Raw genomic sequence first — 1,531 nt, 5'->3', positions numbered from 1 at the left:
TTAGAGAACATAAGGATTCTATTCTATTATCTTTCACTTCATTAATAATTTTATTTGCGATTTGATTTTCAATTTCATTATCTCCACCAGCTAAATAGAATTTAATATTTTTGTTATTAATTCTTTTAATGAGCTCAATATAATTTTCTGTTGGCCATTTTTTAGTTGGACCAGAAGATCCAATTCCAATAATAATTTGATTATTATTTTTACTGTTGTTTTGAGGGTAAGTTATATTTGTTTGACTAGACAGATTGCTATCTTGAAGCCATCTCTTATTTTGTTCTAAAGCATTTAGATAAATATCTACATTTTTTTTAAATATTCCATATTTATAAATCTTTTTAATATCTGATATTTTTGCCACTAAAAACCAGAATATACTAAAATGCATAATATAAATTTTTGAAAAATTATTTTTTTTTATAAAATTTAATATTTTAAAAAAGTTATTAATTTTTGATTTTGTTATTCCTAAGATTTCATCTTCTAAATAAATAATTTGATTAACTGACTGTTCGTACTTTAATATTTGTTTTGCCGCTGTTCTTTTTTTAGTAACCAAAGTAAATTGAAAATCTTTATTGTGATCTTTGATTTGCTGAATATAAGGAAGAAACATGCACAAATCTCCAATACCAGGTCTTGTCTGAATTATCAGTCCTTTATTCATTAATTTTTTATAGATAATCGGTTGTTGATATTTATTTTAAATTATTGTTTTTTTACAGATAATATCTAAAACCTAGGTAATTAAAAAACAAATCATGGAAAAAGCAGTTTATTCAGCAGTTTTAACTCCTTTTAAAAAGGATTTAACTATAGATACAAAATTATTTATTTCTCATTGTGAATTTTTATTAAAAAACAATATTAGCTTGGCGCCATTAGGAACTACAGGTGAGGCAAATTCAATTTCTGTATCTGAAAAAATAAATCTAATTAAAACATTAGCAAATAGTGATTTACCTAAAGAAAAAATAATTTTAGGAACTGGAAATACTTCTTTTGTAGATGCAGCTTTGCTGACCAAAACTGCAGTAGAAAATAAAATATATTCAGTTTTATTGTTACCGCCTTTTTACTATAAAAATGTTTCAGATGAAGGCGTTTATCAATATTATAAAGAAATTATCAATATTGTTAAATCAACAAATCTTAGAGTTTTTTTATATAATATCCCACAGGTAAGTGGCGTTACAATTTCTATAGATCTTGTGAAAAGACTTAAAAAAGAATTTTCAGACCTAATTACAGGAATAAAAGACAGTTCGGGTAATTTCGAAAATACTAAAAAATATAAAGAGATAAATAATTTTATTGTTTATCCAGGCAGTGAAAAATTTCTTTATGATGGGCTGCATATTGGTTGTGCGGGATGTATTAGTGCAACTACTAACGTAAATATTGAGGCTGCAAAATTAATAAATACTTTTGACAAAACAGAAGGAGAGTCAATTAATAAAAAAATAAAAATCGTTAGAGATGTTTTTGAAAAATATCCCGTTATTGCAGCTTTAAAAGCTACAAA

Annotated in this window: 2 protein-coding genes; one reads left to right on the top strand and one right to left on the bottom strand. The window is 24.8% G+C overall.

Annotated features, from left to right (window positions below; all coding sequences use genetic code 11):
- Positions 1–673: glycosyltransferase family 9 protein (locus tag AC8IGH_RS05485; protein ID WP_507419704.1), on the bottom strand; the 673-nt coding region annotated here is incomplete at its 3' end.
- A gap of 94 nt (positions 674–767) precedes the next feature.
- Here AC8IGH_RS05485 and AC8IGH_RS05480 point away from each other — a divergent pair.
- A partial coding sequence (locus AC8IGH_RS05480; RefSeq protein ID WP_507419703.1) for a dihydrodipicolinate synthase family protein occupies positions 768–1,531 on the top strand: 764 nt, incomplete at its 3' end.

Origin of the sequence: Candidatus Allofontibacter sp. (genome assembly GCF_038145245.1) — a bacterium.
Lineage (GTDB): Bacteria > Pseudomonadota > Alphaproteobacteria > Pelagibacterales > Pelagibacteraceae > Fontibacterium.
This window is presented reverse-complemented; position numbering and strand designations above follow the sequence as displayed.